Origin of the sequence: Bartonella sp. MU37NMGALS (assembly GCF_042194015.1) — a bacterium.
GTDB lineage: Bacteria > Pseudomonadota > Alphaproteobacteria > Rhizobiales > Rhizobiaceae > Bartonella > Bartonella grahamii.
In genome coordinates, this window is record NZ_JBHIML010000004.1 from 11786 (window position 1) to 28933 (window position 17148).

Sequence of the window (17148 nt, forward strand, 5' to 3'; positions counted from 1 at the left end):
ATAGCTTGCGATTTTGAGGAATATTAAATGGATGCAGGTATTGATTTGAAGATTCTTCCATATCGCAAATGTGTTGGGATTGTTGTCTTTAACCATGAGGGTAAAGTGTGGGTTGGGCGTCGTTTAAAGATGCCCATTCACGCAGATGCTGAAATATCCCATCGTTGGCAGCTTCCTCAAGGAGGGATTGATGAAGATGAAAAACCATTGGATGCAGCATATCGTGAACTTTATGAAGAAACGGGTATTCGATCTGTAAAGTTAATTAAAGAAGCGCAAAATTGGTTCCATTATGATTTTCCACAAGAACTTATTGGGTGCACATTAACCAATAAATATCGTGGGCAAATACAAAAGTGGTTTGCTTTCCGGTTTACAGGAAAGCTTTCTGAAATTGCAATTAATCCGCCACCAGATGGCAATAAAGCGGAATTCGATCAATGGAAATGGATCGATCTAAAAACCCTTCCGTTGATTGCGGTTTCTTTCAAAAAGCATGTTTATATGAAAGTTGTCAGCGAATTTCGAGGTAGCTTTAGACCATTATAAAAGCTATATGATTATGAGAGAGCTTTTTTTATTAAGATGCTTTATATTATTTATAAATAATAAACATGTTTCTCTTTTATGTAAAGAACAGGAATATAAAATGAAAAAGTTATTTAATTTACTTATAGTTTTTACTCTCTTGAGTATTTCATCTGTTGCATTTGCAACAAATTCAAAGCCTCCTGCATCAAAAGATGCGGCAGCGACATTGCCAAATGGAGCTTCTTCTTTGACTGAAACCTACGGTTTGTGGACTATTAACTGTGGTATACAAGAAGGGAAAAGAATTTGTTTTATGCACCGTCAAGAAGTGAATGATCAGGGGCGTGTCGTTGTGGCTATGGGACTTACTCTTGATTCTGAGGGTGTTGTATCTGGTAATTTAACAGTTCCTTTTGGCATTTTGGTTTCTAAGCCTGTTCGTTTACAAGTTGATGAGGGAAAAGCTGTTATCGAAACCGGTATTCGGACCTGTGTACCAGCAGGTTGTATGGTTCCTGTCGTTTTTGACAAAAATCACGTAGCAGCTTTACGTTCTGGAAAACAGTTAAAGTTGGCAATGACAATCGCTGCTGCAGGTGAACCAGCTTTGAATGATTTATTTGTTCAGCTCAATGGTTTTAGCAATGCTCTTAACCGTTTGACTGCTTTGCAGAAATAATTTCAAAATAAAAGCGGCCTTTTTAAGGCCGTTTTTAGTTTGTTCGTATTATTAAATTAAAACGATGAGATTTAAGATTAATCCTATAAGGAAGATTCAAAGTTTTTTAAAGCTTTCAGATTTTTTGCTGTTTCTTTTCATGGGTTGTTTTTAATTTTGATATTTGTTTTTTAGCTGCATCGTCATAAATAGAGAGACAAAGAATTTAGATGTTTGGTTTTTATTCAAGAAAAAAGAGTATTGAAGTATAAAACCATTTTTTGATACACAAACTTGCTTTAATGAAGGTTTTCTATACGCTCTTCTGTTTCCTTGATTGAAAGGGATGACGCATGATTTATGCATTGCTTCGAACGATTGATTTTATTTTTGATATTTATATTTATATTTTAATTGCTAGTGTCATTTTTTCTTGGCTTTATGTCTTTAATGTCATAAATCCGCGCAATCGCTTTGTTGTTTTGATAGGAAGCTTTCTAAACCGTCTTACAAATCCTGTTCTAAGCCGTGTCCGGCGAATTTTACCAAATTTTGGAACAATTGATATTTCCCCTATTGTAGTTTTCATTATTATTTATTTTATTCGTACTTTCATGTGGCGTGTTTACGCAAACATGTATGTATAGAAATATTACTTGAGGCGAATACATGTTTTATCAAGTTGATAAAAATAACTTGATTTTGTTTGTATATCTCATTCCAAAATCATCCGTTGACAAAATAATAGGGGTTGAATGTAGGGATGGTGAAAAACAATATTTGGTTATACGCCTTCGTGCTGTTCCTGAAGATGGAAAAGCGAATAAAGCTCTCATTAAATTTCTTGCGAAGCAGTGGAGAATACCATCTTCTTCTATTTCTCTGAAAAATGGCGCAATATCTCGCTACAAACAACTTTACTTTTCAACACATTTAGAAGAGCTAAAGCAGATATGGCAATCGTTTAGAGATTGCATCTCGTAGAAAAAAATAATAAAGCCTATTAAAAAAACAGGCTTTATTTTATTAAAATTGTTATAATTTTTTATTGCGCTCAACAGCTTGCTTAATTAATTCATGAGCAAAATTTTTATCTTGCCATCCTTCAAGTTTAGCCCATTTTCCAGGTTCCAGATCTTTGTAATGCTTGAAGAAATGTTCAATTTGTTTGAGTGTAATTTCGGGCAGATCTGTATAGTCATGAATATTGATATAGCGTTTTGTTAATTTTGTAGTGGGAATGGCAATAATTTTTTCATCTTTACCACCATCATCTTCCATCATCAGAGCTCCGATGGGGCGAACATTGATAACACAACCAGGTATAAGTGGACGGGTATTACAGATAAGGACATCAATAGGATCACCATCATCTGAAAGCGTATGAGGGACAAAACCGTAATTTCCAGGATAAACCATTGATGTATGAAGAAAACGGTCAACAAATAATGCACCAGACTTTTTATCCATCTCATATTTTATTGGTTGACCACCAAGGGAGACTTCCACAATAACGTTAATATCTTCTGGTGGATTTTTTCCTACGGGTATTTCCTTAATATTCATAGAGACATCCTTTCTGGAATATAGTGAGGCTCAATACAATTAAATATTTTACCAAAGAGATTATGAAATTAATTTGAAATTGAAGCACGTGTTTTTTCAAAACGTTTACGTTCATTAGGATCAAGATAGAGTTTGCGGAGACGAATATTTTTAGGGGTTACCTCCACAAGCTCATCATCTTGTATCCACGATAAGGCACGTTCTAGTGTCATTTTAATGGGGGGCGTTAGCTTAACGGCTTCATCTTTTCCGGAAGCGCGCATATTGGTGAGTTTTTTTCCTTTTAACACATTGACTTCTAAATCATTATCTCGTGAGTGGATGCCAATAATCATACCTTGATAGACTTTCACACCCGCATCGATAATCATAGGTCCACGATCTTCAAGATTAAAAAGAGCATAAGCGACAGATTCACCGTTGTCATTTGAAATCATAACGCCATTAACACGACCAGAAATGTCTCCTTTATAAGGTTCATAAGCATGGAAAAGGCGATTCATAATTGCTGTACCACGTGTGTCCGTTAAAAGTTCAGATTGATAACCAATGAGTCCTCGGGTTGGTGCATAAAAAACAAGACGGACACGATTACCTCCAGAAGGACGCAATTCCACCATTTCGCTCTTACGTTCAGACATTTTTTGTACAACAGTACCGGAATATTCTTCATCAACATCGATAACAACTTCTTCGATTGGTTCAAGAGTTATTCCATTTTCATCTTTTTGCATAACAACACGTGGGCGTGAAACACTAAGCTCAAATCCTTCACGGCGCATATTTTCAATGAGAACTGCAAGTTGTAATTCTCCTCGTCCTGAAACGTAGAAAGAATCTTTATCGGCTGATTCTTCAATTTTAAGAGCGACGTTGCCTTCTGCTTCTTTTAACAATCGGTCACGAATGACACGACTTGTTACTTTATCGCCTTCAGTTCCAGCAAGAGGACTATCGTTGACGAGGAAACTCATAGTAACGGTAGGAGGATCAATTGGTTGGGCAGTAAGGGGTTCATTAACAGTAGGGTCACAGAAAGTATCAGCAACGGTACCTTTTTGTAGACCTGCAATCGCAACAATATCACCAGAATTTCCTTCTTCAATAGGTTGCCGTTCTAAGCCACGAAATGCTAAAATTTTTGAAATACGCCCAGTTTCTAAAAGTTTTCCATCTTGTCCAAGAACCTTGACATTTTGATTGGGTTTTAGAGAGCCAGAATGAATCCGCCCTGTAATAATTCTTCCCAAAAACGGATCCGCTTCAAGAATAGTTCCAATCATGCGAAACGGTCCTTCTGCTACACTAGGAGAAGGGACATGCTGCGTTACAAGATCAAATAAAGGACCTAATCCCTGATCTTTTGGTCCTTCAGGGGCTTCAGCCATCCATCCATCGCGTCCAGATCCATAAAGAATAGGAAAATCAAGCTGTTCATCAGTTGCATCAAGAGCAGCGAAAAGGTCAAAAACCTCATTAATGACTTCATCAACGCGTGCATCAGGTCGGTCAATTTTATTAATAGCAACAATAGGGCGCAATCCCACTTTCAATGCTTTGCCAACGACAAATTTTGTTTGTGGCATTGGTCCCTCAGCAGCATCAACAAGTACAATGGCTCCATCAACCATATTTAGAATGCGTTCAACTTCTCCACCAAAGTCGGCGTGTCCTGGTGTATCAACAATATTAATTCGAGTATCTTTCCAAACAACAGATGTCACTTTCGCTAGGATTGTAATTCCACGTTCTTTTTCAATATCGTTTGAATCCATCATACGTTCGCTTGTACGCTGATTATCACGGAAGTTTCCTGATTGCTTGAGAAGTCCGTCCACAAGCGTTGTTTTCCCATGGTCAACGTGGGCAATGATGGCAATGTTACGCAATTGCATAAATTTTCTTCTTTTCGTTTAATGAAATTTCATTTGAGGCAAAGTCTTTACATTCTTTGCCTGACTATTACAAAACCTTTTACATGTTTTTTTATAATTTTGGAAGATGGAGACAATATTTTTATGGCAAAACTATTCATCCGAGTTTTTAAGGCTCTACTAAGCTTCAATTGCCAAAGCTTCGTAAAAGAATTTTTATAGCACGTATGTTCTATTTTCGAGCTAAGAATTGTCCATAAAAATCATCGTCAATTTGATTGTTATCAATATGACGCAAGGAATTTATATGAACGTTTGTAAAAGTAAGTATAAAGCTAGCTGTATTATTGTTATTGTTTTGCAAAGAGATTGATAAAAATCTGGAATATCTCTTAATCTATAGCCAATTTATTGACAGCTGTACGACATTTTTATTCTAATAAAGCTTTTGCTTATTCTGTAACTTGTCAATCAAAATCCAGATCTAATGCAACCGTGTATTTGAGGTAAATATTGATACGATTAAGCATTCTATAAAAAGTTCTAGCTTTTGTATGCCGGATTGAGGAAAGAGTTATATCCGTTTGATTTATTTATGAAACCGGAATACAGTCTTATTTAGAAAGAATATGAAGGCATCAAAAGGAAATTCCTATCTTTGCCGTTAAGCCAATTTTATGATTTCAAAAGCATCTAAGCAATATCTTTTAAACCATGGAGATGGTGCATTACCTCACAAACTTTTGTTTATCGCGTTCTCTAATAAGAGTATGCTTTTCATGCCAAACAGAACGCTTTAAACAGAATAGACTTGCTGTTGCATATTCATGTACTTAAGAGAGATTTCTTAACGTACACTGCATCCATTCCATGATAGGCTCATAAATGATATAATATACGCGAATAGTATACGATCAACGCCTTTGTGAAGAAATATAAAACCTATAAAACCTATAAAGCATCATCATTATTATTCTTTCTCAGCTGTCAATATTGCGACAGTTTTTGATACGAGAGAGAGAGAGGATATAAGAAGTATTTAATTTTTTCTTGAATAGTTTTTTAGCCACACACCAATCTCGTTTATGATAGGCAAGAAGATGACTTTAATTGATTTAATATAAAAAGCTTTCTGATGAGGTAAATCTACGATATTCGGAGCGGTTATTCAATAAAAAATAATAAATTACCTATGAAGCAATGTGCTAGAAAACAAATAATAGAGCTTATTCTCTTCTGGAAAGATCTTAGGTTACATGACAAAGTCTTTCCAGAAGAAAGACTTTTTACTTTACATGTTTAAAGAAGAGTTCCTGACAAAATGATGGAAGCTACAGAAAAATAGATTATAATGCCCATGACATCTACCAAAGTTGCCACAAAAGGCGCAGAAGCACTTGCTGGATCAAATTTTAAACCTTTAAGAATAAAAGGCAGCATAGATCCAGAAAGAGAACCAAAGGTAACGATTCCGACTAAAGCTGTACCTACTGTTGTCGAAACAGCAATCCAATGTTGCCCATAGTCGTAGATACCGAATTGTTGCCAAAGAGCAATGCGGGTAATGCCAATAATTCCGAGTAAGAGACCAAGAGATAGTCCTGTTGGAATTTCACGAATGAACACTTTCCACCAGTCTTTCAACGTGAGTTCACGTAAAGCCAATGCACGGATAATAAGAGATGTAGCCTGTGAGCCGGAATTTCCTCCTGAGCTCATAATGAGAGGTATGAACAGTGTAAGAATAATCGCTTTTTCCAGTTCTGTTTCGAAATGTTGCATAGCACTTGCTGTCAGCATTTCACCGACAAAGAGTAAAGCGAGCCATCCGCCGCGTTTTTTCATCATTTCAGGAAACTTAATTTGCATATAAGGCTTATTAAGCGCTTCCATACCCCCAAATTTATAGGCATCTTCATTCATCTCATCAACCATAGTATCAAGCACGTCATCGACGGTTACAATGCCAATGACATGGTTACTTTCATCCACTACAGGCACAGAGAGAAGATCATGGCGCTGGAAAAGGCGTGCGATGTCTTCATGATGTGTGAAGGGCGATATTGTAATAGGCGTGTCATGGGTAGGGACATTAAGAATTTGTTCATCAGGTGAGGCAAGAATAAGGTTACGCAGTGAAACAGCTTTGAGAAGAATGCCTGTTTTAGGGTCAATTACATAGCTGGTATAAACGGTTTCACGTGTTCGCTCGACCTCACGAATGTGATCCAAAGTTTTTTGTATAGTCCAGTTTGAAGGAACGGCTATAAATTCTGTTGTCATCAGTGCCCCTGCTGTATGATCAGGATAACTGGTAAGTTTTTTAAGTTCAGCGCGCGTTAAGGGTTTAAGCAAGGCATAAAGTCGTGTGCGGGTTTCTTTATCCATTTCTTGAAAGACGTCTGCAGCAGCATCGGCAGACATGCCATCAAGAATTTCAACAGCACGATTTATAGGGAGAAGTTCTAGGATAGAAGCAGGTTGCTCAAGCTCTGGTTTATCAAAAAGTTCGATAACATAATCAAGAGGCAGAAGACTAAGAATAGTTACACGTTCCATGATATCGAGGTCATTGATGATATCAATAGAGTCTGCAAAATGCTGATTTTTTAACTTTTCAACGAGAGCTTCAGGAGAAAAATTTTTGAAGTCGAAGGTCGTTTTAATTTCAGTCATGATAAAGTACCTCCTGAAAAGTTGGAGAGTTGTAAATCTAGATAATAGATGAGATAAAAATAAAAGTTTATGGAAGATTTAAAAAAACTCCCCAGCTATATTCCCAATTGTTAATATTTTAAGTAAAGTCAAGGGTGAATTATAAGTTATAAACAAGTTTTTGAATCACTAAAACGAGAATACAGCTTAATTTGAGGATGATATAAAGGCGTAAATGTAAAAATCAGTTCTGATTTTTACCATCATTTCTTTAATGTAGTCTTATGATTTTCAAAAGAATCTACAGCAATATTTTGTAAAGAGTGGAGATTATGCCTTTCTTCAAGTGTTTTTATTAATATGCAATTCTATTGTGATGTGAGAGGGAATAATCTTTATTGCTTCAATATAATATGGTTTGAAATGAAAGAATTTTATAATTTTCAGTTTTTATTCAATAGGGTTTTGAAAGGTCGTTTTGAAACTCATGAAATAATTTTAGTATATTATCAATTTGTGTCATAAAGATAATTGTTACAACTTAAATTTATAATGGAGACATAAAGTATTATGACAAAAGCAGCAATGCTGGATTGGAAAGGATTTTCAGGTCTTCCTGATTTTTCTTCTATAAGTGATGAAGATTTTAAACCCGCTTTTGAACAGGCACTTAAAGAAGCCGAAGAAGAACTAGAGGCGATTGCGATGGTGCAAGAACCACCAACGCTTGAGAATTTTTTGCAGCCTTTTGAGCTTTGTGGCAAAGCGCTTGATCGTGTCTGTTCAATATTTTTCTTGCGCACCAGTGCTTATACGAATGTATTCATTCAACAGCTAGAGCAAGAGTTCGTTGTAAAACTTTCTCGGTATTCTTCAAAAATGATGATGGATGCACGGATATTTGCGAAAATAGATGCGCTTTATAAACAGTCGCAGCTGGGCATATTTGAGAGTGAAACAACACGTGTTCTTGAATTATGGTGGAAAAAGTTTGTTTGTCATGGGGCAAAACTCGATGAAAAAGCTAAGAAACGGCTTTTGGAAATTAATGAAAGACTTGCTTTTTTAAATGCTACTTTTGGACAAAATGTTTTAAATGACGAAGCTGAATGGATTCTGTTTTTAAAACAAACAGACTTATCCGGTTTACCGCAAGATCTTATTGCTTCAATGAAGGAAATTGCGTGTGAAAGAGGTAACGAAGAAGCGTATGCATTAACACTAGCACGTTCGATTGTTGAACCTTTTTTTAAATTCTCTGATCGTCGTGATTTGCGTGAGGTTGCATTCCAAGCTTGGGCTAAACGTGGTGAAAATAATAACAAGAATGATAATAAAACAATTATTGTAGAGATTGTTGCGCTTCGAGATGAGCAGGCTAAATTATTGGGATATAAATCTTTCGCAGATTTGAAACTCGATAATACCATGGCTAAAAGTGTTGATTCCGTTATGGATTTGCTTATGCCTGTATGGGAGCGCGCAAGAGCGAAGGCTTCTACTGAGCAAATTGAATTACAAAATTTTGCCAACAATCAGGGCAGCAATGAATCTTTAGCTGCTTGGGATTGGCGTTATTATGCTGAAAAACTTCGCACTGAAAAACTTTCTTTCGATAGTGCTGAGATTAAATATTATTTTCAGCTTGATCGTATGATTAAAGCGGCTTTTGGGGTAGCAGAAAAGCTCTTTGGCATTACATTTGAAGAAAAAAACGCTGTTGCACTTTGGCATCCCGATGCACGTTTGTGGGAAGTAAAAAAGTCTGATGGAAGTCTACTTGGGCATTTCATTGGTGATTATTTTGCGCGTTCTTCAAAACGGTCCGGTGCGTGGATGAGTAGTTTGCAATCACAACATAAATTGGATGGCGGACAAAAGCCTATTATCTACAATGTTTGTAATTTTGCTAAGCCTTCTAAAGGGGAGGTTGCTCTTTTATCACTTGATGATGCGCGTACGCTTTTCCACGAATTTGGGCATGCATTGCATGGTTTGCTTTCTGATGTCACATGGCCATCTGTATCGGGAACATCGGTTTCGCGTGATTTTGTTGAGCTGCCTTCTCAACTTTACGAACATTGGTTAACTGTACCAGAGATTTTACAAACTTATGCTACGCATGCAAAAACAGGACATCCTATGCCGCAAGCATTAATGGATAAGGTTTTGTCAGCACAGACATTTAATGCTGGCTTTGCTGCAGTTGAATTTACTTCATCAGCTCTTGTAGATATGGCTTTTCATAAAGGACAAAAGGTAACTGATCCAACAGTGTTTGAACGCCAAGAATTAGAAAATCTGCAAATGCCTGATACAATTATTATGCGCCATCGTCCTCCGCATTTTACGCATATATTTTCAGGTGATGGTTACGCCGCTGGTTACTATTCTTATATGTGGGCGGAAGTCCTTGATGCTGATGCTTTTCAGGCTTTTGAAGAAACGGGAGATGTTTTTAATTCAGAGCTTGCTGATAAGTTGAAACGTTTTATTTACTCTGCTGGGGGAAGTCGTGATCCAGAGGAGCTTTATAAAGCTTTTCGGGGACGGATGCCTTTACCAGAGGCAATGATTAACAAACGTGGACTATAAGATATAACGGTATGGTTAATACCATGCCGTTTTCATATTATTCGAAAAATGCAGTTGTGATTTATACAAATTCTCTCTTCATTATAGCTCTGTAAACAGAGTTTTTTATCTTGTTCACCTTTTGTTTATGAAGGAAATTAGATTTTGTCTTTTAAAGAGACATTATGGGAAAGAAAAATTATCAGCTCGATCTTTTTGATGCCCATTTGGTGGAAACCATGATTTTTTTATAAAACTTGACTTTCTTTTGCCTAAAAGGTGAGTGTTTTGTTGTGCCATATCATCGAGGCTCATTGGAGGCTGACGCATAATATTACTCCGCTCTTGATTCTCTGATTCTTGTATAAGTTTTTGAATAGCTTGATCGGTTGAGTAAGGATTTTCATGAGAAAAGGCATAAAAATTTAAAATATTGTTCAATGGTTTTTCTAAATAAGAGACAAGTTTTTTCTTTCCTTCAGGGGTGAATTGCATGCCATTATTGGTGCGTAATTTGGTTATTTTTCCATTAATATCATAGCCTGAAAAAGAAAAATTTCCTGTCTCATCACTAAAGCCACTCCAGATATCGAGGAAATATCCTCCTGCTGTTTCTGTTTCTTGTTTATAGAGCGCATTAAAATTTTTCATTTTTTGTGTCAAAAGGTTATTTCTAAAGGCAGGTTGACTTATCCATATCCATGATTTTCTAGAGGCATGAAGACTTTCAGCAATTTCGATAACTCTTTGTTTGTAGATGTGCATCCATTCTGATTGATCTGTGTTAATTGTGCTATAAGAGTCTGTGATTGGTTGATTATCATTTGCACCGATCATCATGATAATAACATCGGGGTTATTTTGATCAATGAGTTTAGAAATATTGCTTTGCCAAGAATAATAATCCGTTCGAACTAAGCCGGAAGCTGGCATTGTGTTGTTCATGATAACGATATCGCTATTATTTATAAAAAACTTCTTAAGTGCATCGGCAACAGCAGAAGCTGTAAAATCCCCTATGACAAGAATGCGCTTTGCATTCTCATTTTTTAGTTTTTGTATGTTTTTTTGTGTTACGATCTTTTTTTGTGGCTTATCTATTTTTTGTTCTATAATTTGCGGTAGTTGCTGTGTTTGTTTGTTATGTTGTGATAACCATTTGAAGAAGTTTGTTGCTTCACTTTGGGATGGCTGTATGATCTCCACAATAGAAAGTGAAAATAGCAATAATGTCAAGTATATCAGGCGAAAAGAAGACAAAACCTTAGTCTCCATTATTGTTTGCGAAGGAGAAAAAGCACTTGAGATGATGGGTATCCATTTGCTTTTAGACCGTGACGCAGTTGAAAAGTTTGAATTGCTTTGCGAGAAGCTGTTCCGATTTTTCCATCAACATTCCCTTTATAATAGCCCAGTGTACTTAAGCGAGATTGCAGTTCTTTACATTCTTGGAAAGTGAGAGGTTGAAAAGGTCTTTGCCAATCATTCACCAATCCAGGATGTCCAGCAATGCGATCAGCAAGAAGGGCAACAGCAAACGCATAACGATTTGCATTATTATAATGTTTCAGAACAAAGAAATTTTTTGTGACTAAAAATACAGGTCCTTTTGCTCCATCTGGATATTTTAATATTGCTTGTTCAGCTAATGTAGGAAGAGGATGCCCATTTGCATGTTTTACACCTAATTTTTTCCATTGTTCAAAGGAATACCACCCTTCAGGAAGGTTTTTTCCCTGCGGCACTTTTACCTCTACTCCCCAAATAAGATTAGGTTTCCAGCCATTTCTGTGGAGAAGGTTAGCAGCAGTAGCCAGAGCATCTGGAACAGAGTTCCAGATATCACGCCGTCCATCTTGGTCCATATCAACTGCATAGGCGAGATAACTGCTTGGAATAAATTGTGTATGCCCCAATGCACCGGCCCAAGATCCAGTGAGTTGAGAGCGTTTAATTTCGCCACTTTGTAGAATTTTCATAGCAGCAATCAGCTGTGTATATGCATATTTTGCACGTTTTTTATCGGCATAGGCTAGAGTTGCAAGAGAGCGAATGGTATCACGCATTACACTTTTATTGGCTAAAACTTTCCCATAGTTGCTTTCCATTGACCAAATAGCAAGCAGAATATTGCGGTCAACACCAAAACGCTTTTCAATTTGAAGAAGCCATTTGTTCCATTTTTGAGTTTGGCGCCGTCCTTCTACAATTGCAATATCATGGACGCGATTATCGAAATAGTTCCATGAAGGAGCAACAAATTCCGGTTGGTATGCGGCGCTTTTTAGAACTTTTGGATCAATGGCATTAACACCTTTAAATGCCATATGAAACGTAGAAGGGGTAATATTGTGAGCAATAGCTATTTTTTTAAATTCTTTAATCCAGTGTTTAAATCCGCTATCAGCATATGAAAGGGATACAAAAAACATTAAAAAAGCAGAAAAAATAACGGCAGAGCCAGTGAAAAAAGTTCTCCAAGTTATTGACTTCTCTAAAAAAGAGAAAGTCTTCAATTCTGTTTTTTGCATTTTGAAATCCCCATTAATATTCAATTTATTAGATGTGCAATAGGTTTATTTTGTATTTAGTTTAATCGTTAATATGATCAAGAAGAGGAGAAGATTGAAATAAATAATTCGTTTTAATCCTTTCAATAAGTTCTCATACTCTCTTTTACATTTTTATTGCCCATTATAATGATAATCAAAACAATAAGATATCTTTTTTACCATTTCGTAAAAACATATGATAAATAAAAACAAAAAAGTTATATGAATTCATTGAGGAGGGTGAGTGTGCGTAAAATTCGGAAAGCAGTATTTCCAGTAGCAGGTCTTGGTACGCGTTTTCTTCCTGCGACCAAAACGATTCCTAAAGAAATGCTAACAGTTGTTGATAAACCTGTTATTCAATACGTTGTGGATGAGGCGAGGGAAGCTGGTATTGAGCATTTTATTTTTGTGACTGGACGTAACAAAGCAGTCATTGAGGATTATTTTGATGCGCAAGTTGAATTATACACGACACTTGCTGAATGTGGAAAGAAAGAAGATCTTGCACATTTATACCGTTTACAGCCATTACCAGGGTCAACTTCTTTCACTCGGCAACAGCAGCCTTTAGGATTAGGGCATGCTCTTTGGTGTGCGCGTGAATTAGTTGCAGGCGAACCTTTTGCTTTGTTATTACCCGATATGCTGATTCAAGCCAAAAAGGGCTGTCTTTCTGAGATGATTAGTCTTTATGAAAAGGTGGGTGGGGGAAATATTATTGCAGTTCAGGAATGCGATCTTGAGGAAGCGCATAAATACGGTATAGTTGGCAAAGGTAAACAGATTGCAAATGGTTTTAAAATCACAAAAATGGTAGAGAAACCAGTGCTAGGAACGGCACCATCAAATTTGTACATCAATGGACGTTATATTTTGCAGCCAGAAATTTTTAATATTCTTTCCACTCAAGAACGAGGAACAGGAAATGAAATTCAATTAACAGATGCTATGATACGGCTTTCAAATGAGCAAGATTTTTGGGGTTTACAAGTAGAAGGGCGCACTTTTGATTGCGGTTCTAAAGCTGGTTTCATTGAAGCCAACGTTGCATTTTCTTTAGCACGCGCTGACATGCATAGCCACGTTTCTGCCTCATTGAAAAATTTACTGGAAACCATTAATATTGAAAAATAATATAGATCTCTCATTTAATTTTACTGATCGAATTTGATTATGATAATATCGTCTCCTCATATGGTTTTGCAAGGTGCTGTTGCATCAGCGCTTAAAACACTTGCCAGTGAAAAGCAGGGGCTTGAAGCCCTTGAAAAAGCTCTTCTGGGAACTCTTTCTTCTTCTTTTGAAGCGGCTGTTCAAACTATTAGAAATGCTCGTGGACATGTGGTCATTACGGGTCTTGGAAAAAGTGGTCATATAGGGACAAAAATTGCAGCAACCTTAGCTTCAACTGGAACGCCTGCCTTTTTTGTTCACGCTGCAGAAGCCAATCATGGTGATCTTGGTATGATTGGATCTGATGGTGTTATTCTTGCTTTATCATGGTCTGGTGAAACTCAAGAGTTAAGTGGTATTATGAGTTATGCGGCGCGTTTTCGTATCCCCCTTATTGCGATGACATCAAGTAAGCACTCTGTATTAGGACGACAAGCTGATATTGTTTTATTATTACCAAAGATAGAAGAAGCTTGCCCCCATGGTTTAGCCCCTACAACTTCAACAATTATGCAATTGGCAATGGGAGATGCGTTAGCGGTTTCTCTTTTAGAAATGCGTGGTTTTACCGCAACCGATTTCAAAATATATCATCCTGGTGGTTCTCTTGGTGCAAGCCTTAAATACGTGTGTGATATTATGCATGAGGGTGATAATATGCCTTTGGTTATGCAGGGAACAGCTATGACTGAAGCGATGAATGTTTTGGTGGAAAAACATTTTGGTTGTGTTGGTGTTGTGAATCAAGAAGGTGAACTAATGGGAATTGTAACCGATGGCGATCTTGCACGTAACATTCATTTTAATTTATCAAAATTTAATGTTGACGAGGTGATGACCAAGGCTCCTAAAGTTGTAAAACCAAATACACTTGTTGGTGCAGCAACAGCTTTTATTAATGATCATCATATTGGTGCATTTTTCGTGGTTGAAGATAAAAAACCGATAGGAATTGTTCATTTTCATGATCTTTTGCGCATTGGCGCTGCGTAGATTAAAGTTCCCTATCAAATAAAATGTTATTTTAGGTTAAAATAGATTGAATGATACAAAGTAACAATTTTATTGTGAGGTGGCTTTACTGATATTTGGTGGAAGAAAATGATTATTTTATGCATTTCATAATGTTTAGAAAATTTTCAAGGTAAAAATTATATCCGTATCTTTGCGTATTTTAGAGAGGATTTTCTATCAGGAGGAAAAAGGATCACCTCCTGTTTAATGTATGTGCTCCCTCTGTTCTTAAGAGAGGCTTCCTTTGTACCTTGTCTAAGATTTCCGCTTAAGAAAAAACTGTGCTCCTGTATGCGAGGTGCAGAGAAGTTGTGTGGCATCATATGACACTGTACAATTGACTCTAGAAATTGTTCCACGGAGAATAGAGCGTATTTCAATTTCTATATTTTGGGCATTGAGATAATTATATACCCCTTCTGATAGTTTTTCTTCTGTATCTGCTGCACGCGTTTCAAAAACACCATTGTGGAAAGAAGAAATAATACCATTCTCATCAACCCATTTTCCATCAATTCCAGTTGGCATATTTGAGTTATAATATTGCGAAAAGCTACAGGCACCTAACAGCAAGGTGGTAATTGTAAGACATAAAATATGATAGGTATGTTTCATTTATTGCACTCTATTTAGATTATTTTGCTCTCTAGTTTTTATAACATTATCAAATTACTCCATGAGTCAATATGAAAAATTTGATGAAAATCAATGAAAAAGCAAAAAAATGGAAAAAAATGCCTTAATGTTGTATTTAATTAACAGCTCGATGAAGTTCGTAAGTGAAACACAAGAGGTGAAATATTTCTTATGGTTTACAACAATTTTTATATTAAGCTGCTAAGTAGTCTCAAAGGAGATTATTGACATTATGGTTGGTCCTATTCTTGTTGCGAGTGAAGATTATGGAAGACGGATAGAACTTTCTGCTATGCTGCGAGGTTTTGGCTATCGTGTCATTGAAGCAGAAAATGGTCTCCGTACGATTGATCTTTTACACAGGCGTAAAAACATTGTGCTTGCACTCCTTGATGTCGTTATGAGTGATTTGAGTGTGAGCGATTTAATTAAAATGATTAGAGTTGCTGGTGTTTCTGTTCCTATTGTCGTTATAGCACAACAAGAGAATCAGAATTTACTCCAGAAAGCTTTAACAGCTGGAGCTATTGATTATTGGATCCACCCAGTAACATTATTACGCGTAAGGGTTACTTTGGATATTCTTGCTCTTATTTCTGCCTTGGAGCATGAAGTTAGAGATATTCGGCGAAAAAAAGAGAATCATTTACGGTTTTCTGATCTTTGCATAAAAAGTAGAGCTATGCAGGTAGTGTTAGAACAATCGAGACAAGCAGCAACTTCTTTACAGAATCTTTTGATAGAGGGGGAAGTTGGAACAGGACGTGAGACATTAGCCCGAATTATTCATCATGAGGGATTATTCTCGGAAGGTGTTTTTATTCGCTTTCAATGTTCAGCCATCGTTGATCCAGAAGAAGAAAATCAGCAGTGGTTTAAAGAATTCCTACCATTGGTTTCTTCTCTTGAGAAAGGGACACTTTGCCTTTGTGATATTGATCGACTTGAGCCCATACAGCAAAAACGGTTCGCTCATTACCTTAAAGAAAGGGAAAGGAATACAAAAGGAGATTTTTTCCCTTTTCGGATCATTGCTATTTCAACATCGCGTTTAAAAGACTTGGTTAAAGAGAACTTTTTTTTGCATAGTTTGTTTGAACAATTTTCTCACTTGTCTATTAGCGTCCCTGCTTTGCGAGAATTAAGGGATGATTTTCCAGAGATCACACAACGTTTGATTGATCGCATTATCACCGAAACAGGGCGATCACATGTCCATGGTTTAGCAGGATCTGCTCTTTCCTTGCTTATGCAGTATGATTGGCCTGGCAATAGAAATGAGCTTGAAAACTTTTTATTTCGTGCGATTTTACTCAGTGAAGGACCGTTATTAACTGTTCGAGATTTTCCGCAATTAATGGGAAATCCATTAATGAATGTTCCCAATATCATTGAGGGTGCTATGCAAGAAGATAATGAACAAGAATCGATAAAATTTTTGAATACAGATGGGCATGTGCGTACTTTTGCAGAGATGGAACATGATATTATCGAGAAAGCGGTCAAACATTATAAAGGACATATGAGTGAGATTGCGCGCCGCCTTCATATTGGTCGCTCTACACTTTATAGAAAAATGGAAGAATTACGAGCAATAAGAAATCAAGAACGAAAGTAAAATTCATAACAAATCTCTCTTCATGACAAGCATGAGTTTCAAAAAAATAGAGTGGATTTTGATAAAGTCCGTGGGGGGGCTTAAGAAAACAATCATTTATTGCAAAATTTATCTATAGAGGATGATTTTGTAGATTTAAAACAAATATAAATTTTATGTGACTATTTTAATCGTCTGTTTCAGTTTATACAATTTTAGTTAAGTTTATATTTATTAAAGCAGAGAGGCATTTTTAAAAACTTTTAAATACTACCGCTAAAATTTTTGTATCATCAATATTAAATTTATACTCTC

General features: G+C 36.5%; 14 protein-coding genes. 8 read left to right on the forward strand and 6 right to left on the reverse strand.

Annotation, left to right across the window (positions count from 1 at the left end; translation table 11 throughout):
- Positions 1-27 precede the first annotated feature (27 nt).
- The 4 genes from ACFIJP_RS03550 to ACFIJP_RS03565 all read left to right on the forward strand — a co-directional run bounded on the left by ACFIJP_RS03550 (position 28) and on the right by ACFIJP_RS03565 (position 2173).
- On the forward strand, positions 28-549 hold the full coding sequence (locus ACFIJP_RS03550; protein ID WP_375625572.1) for an RNA pyrophosphohydrolase: 522 nt from the start codon (positions 28-30) through the stop codon (positions 547-549).
- A 100-nt stretch (positions 550-649) separates the two neighbouring features.
- A complete protein-coding gene (locus tag ACFIJP_RS03555; RefSeq protein WP_375625573.1) occupies positions 650-1210 on the forward strand; it encodes an invasion associated locus B family protein in 561 nt (186 codons plus the stop codon).
- 332 nt (positions 1211-1542) lie between these two features.
- The gene (locus tag ACFIJP_RS03560) at positions 1543-1836 is read left to right on the forward strand and encodes a YggT family protein (protein WP_375625574.1); all 294 of its coding nucleotides are present in this window, start codon (positions 1543-1545) and stop codon (positions 1834-1836) included.
- A gap of 22 nt (positions 1837-1858) precedes the next feature.
- A complete protein-coding gene (locus ACFIJP_RS03565; protein ID WP_375625575.1) occupies positions 1859-2173 on the forward strand; it encodes a DUF167 domain-containing protein in 315 nt (104 codons plus the stop codon).
- Between the two features lie 51 nt (positions 2174-2224).
- Here the strand turns inward: ACFIJP_RS03565 and ppa are convergent, their stop codons facing one another.
- The 3 genes from ppa to mgtE form a co-directional block, all read right to left on the reverse strand.
- Positions 2225-2755, reverse strand: coding sequence for an inorganic diphosphatase (ppa, locus tag ACFIJP_RS03570; protein ID WP_375625576.1), 531 nt, complete (start codon positions 2753-2755; stop codon positions 2225-2227).
- Between the two features lie 68 nt (positions 2756-2823).
- The gene (gene typA / locus ACFIJP_RS03575) at positions 2824-4650 is read right to left on the reverse strand and encodes a translational GTPase TypA (protein WP_375625577.1); all 1827 of its coding nucleotides are present in this window, start codon (positions 4648-4650) and stop codon (positions 2824-2826) included.
- Between the two features lie 1278 nt (positions 4651-5928).
- Positions 5929-7305: a magnesium transporter gene (mgtE, locus tag ACFIJP_RS03580; RefSeq protein ID WP_375625578.1), complete on the reverse strand. Its 1377-nt coding sequence runs from the start codon at positions 7303-7305 to the stop codon at positions 5929-5931.
- 549 nt (positions 7306-7854) lie between these two features.
- Between mgtE and ACFIJP_RS03585 the strand changes: the two genes are divergently transcribed.
- Positions 7855-9879, forward strand: a complete 2025-nt coding sequence (locus tag ACFIJP_RS03585; RefSeq protein WP_375625579.1) for a M3 family metallopeptidase — start codon at positions 7855-7857, stop codon at positions 9877-9879.
- Between the two features lie 162 nt (positions 9880-10041).
- On the opposite strand, the gene ACFIJP_RS03590 is transcribed toward ACFIJP_RS03585, so the two are convergent.
- Together ACFIJP_RS03590 and ACFIJP_RS03595 are read right to left on the reverse strand one after the other, a co-directional pair.
- Complete coding sequence (locus tag ACFIJP_RS03590; protein ID WP_375625580.1) at positions 10042-11118, reverse strand: SGNH family hydrolase; 1077 nt, start codon at positions 11116-11118, stop codon at positions 10042-10044.
- A 14-nt stretch (positions 11119-11132) separates the two neighbouring features.
- Entirely contained in the window at positions 11133-12389 is a 1257-nt protein-coding gene (locus ACFIJP_RS03595) for a lytic murein transglycosylase (RefSeq protein WP_375625581.1), read from the reverse strand.
- 267 nt (positions 12390-12656) lie between these two features.
- On the opposite strand from ACFIJP_RS03595, the gene ACFIJP_RS03600 reads away from it, so the two are divergent.
- Together ACFIJP_RS03600 and ACFIJP_RS03605 are read left to right on the forward strand one after the other, a co-directional pair.
- Positions 12657-13547, forward strand: a complete 891-nt coding sequence (locus ACFIJP_RS03600; RefSeq protein WP_375619497.1) for a UTP--glucose-1-phosphate uridylyltransferase — start codon at positions 12657-12659, stop codon at positions 13545-13547.
- A gap of 39 nt (positions 13548-13586) precedes the next feature.
- A complete protein-coding gene (locus ACFIJP_RS03605; protein WP_375625582.1) occupies positions 13587-14579 on the forward strand; it encodes an SIS domain-containing protein in 993 nt (330 codons plus the stop codon).
- Positions 14580-14855: 276 nt separating this feature from the next.
- On the opposite strand, the gene ACFIJP_RS03610 is transcribed toward ACFIJP_RS03605, so the two are convergent.
- Positions 14856-15215, reverse strand: coding sequence for a hypothetical protein (locus tag ACFIJP_RS03610; RefSeq protein ID WP_375625583.1), 360 nt, complete (start codon positions 15213-15215; stop codon positions 14856-14858).
- A 253-nt stretch (positions 15216-15468) separates the two neighbouring features.
- On the opposite strand from ACFIJP_RS03610, the gene ACFIJP_RS03615 reads away from it, so the two are divergent.
- Positions 15469-16854 (forward strand): sigma-54-dependent transcriptional regulator, encoded by a 1386-nt coding sequence (locus ACFIJP_RS03615; protein WP_375625584.1) that lies wholly within the window; start codon positions 15469-15471, stop codon positions 16852-16854.
- Positions 16855-17148: the final 294 nt, after the last annotated feature.

What these genes read in the sequence shown, in the direction of transcription:
- ACFIJP_RS03550 (WP_375625572.1), top strand. Translation starts at nt 28, where the DNA reads ATGGATGCAGGTATTGATTTGAAGATTCTTCCATATCGCAAATGTGTT.
- ACFIJP_RS03555 (WP_375625573.1), top strand. Translation starts at nt 650, where the DNA reads ATGAAAAAGTTATTTAATTTACTTATAGTTTTTACTCTCTTGAGTATT.
- ACFIJP_RS03560 (WP_375625574.1), top strand. Translation starts at nt 1,543, where the DNA reads ATGATTTATGCATTGCTTCGAACGATTGATTTTATTTTTGATATTTAT.
- ACFIJP_RS03565 (WP_375625575.1), top strand. Translation starts at nt 1,859, where the DNA reads ATGTTTTATCAAGTTGATAAAAATAACTTGATTTTGTTTGTATATCTC.
- ppa (WP_375625576.1), bottom strand. Translation starts at nt 2,755, where the DNA reads ATGAATATTAAGGAAATACCCGTAGGAAAAAATCCACCAGAAGATATT.
- typA (WP_375625577.1), bottom strand. Translation starts at nt 4,650, where the DNA reads ATGCAATTGCGTAACATTGCCATCATTGCCCACGTTGACCATGGGAAA.
- mgtE (WP_375625578.1), bottom strand. Translation starts at nt 7,305, where the DNA reads ATGACTGAAATTAAAACGACCTTCGACTTCAAAAATTTTTCTCCTGAA.
- ACFIJP_RS03585 (WP_375625579.1), top strand. Translation starts at nt 7,855, where the DNA reads ATGACAAAAGCAGCAATGCTGGATTGGAAAGGATTTTCAGGTCTTCCT.
- ACFIJP_RS03595 (WP_375625581.1), bottom strand. Translation starts at nt 12,389, where the DNA reads ATGCAAAAAACAGAATTGAAGACTTTCTCTTTTTTAGAGAAGTCAATA.
- ACFIJP_RS03605 (WP_375625582.1), top strand. Translation starts at nt 13,587, where the DNA reads ATGATAATATCGTCTCCTCATATGGTTTTGCAAGGTGCTGTTGCATCA.
- ACFIJP_RS03610 (WP_375625583.1), bottom strand. Translation starts at nt 15,215, where the DNA reads ATGAAACATACCTATCATATTTTATGTCTTACAATTACCACCTTGCTG.
- ACFIJP_RS03615 (WP_375625584.1), top strand. Translation starts at nt 15,469, where the DNA reads ATGGTTGGTCCTATTCTTGTTGCGAGTGAAGATTATGGAAGACGGATA.